1 protein-coding gene is annotated in these 618 nt (G+C 40.3%); it reads right to left on the reverse strand.

The annotated features are described in order from the left end of the window. Window positions 1–618, reverse strand: a 618-nt coding sequence (locus ACF91D_RS31350) for a GA-like domain-containing protein (protein ID WP_327621131.1), incomplete at both ends; no start/stop codon positions are given.

Genomic DNA, 618 nt, shown 5'->3' on the forward strand with positions numbered 1-618 from the left:
GGTCTGTATCTTTAACCCCATTACTATCTCGGTCATTTACTTCCGGTGTTGTCACTGAACCAATTTGGTCTAAACGAGTTTGTAATCCATCTTTACCTGTTGTACCGTTTGGTACATTGTTTAATTTCGTCGAAGCTTCTACTTTAGCTGTTTCTAATGCTTCGATGAGTTGTTCTAATTCGGCTTTTTCTTCTGGATTTACTAAGCTATCCGATGTGATTTCAGTTAACTTGTTATCTGCTGCTTTCTTAGCTTCTTCCACTGCTTCAATTGCTTCTTCTGCCTCTGATAATTGTTCAGTGTCTAAAACTCCATTACTATCTCGATCATTTACTTTTGGTGCTGTCACTGAGTCAATTTGTTCTAAGCGACTTTGTAGTGTATCTTTGCCTGTCGTACCGTTTGGTACACTGCTCAATTTCGTCGAAGCATCTGCCTTAGCTGTTTCTAATGCATCGATGAGTTGTTCTAACTTAGCTTTCTCCTCTGGGTTTACTAATCCATCAGATGTGATTTCCGCTAACTTATCGTCTGCAACTTGCTTAGCTTCTTCCACTGCTTCAATTGCTTGTTCCGCCTCAGACAGTTGGTCTGTGTCTAACACGCCATTACTATCTC

The sequence above is a fragment of the Staphylococcus sp. 231237_7MaSpsaltlick genome (genome assembly GCF_043107035.1).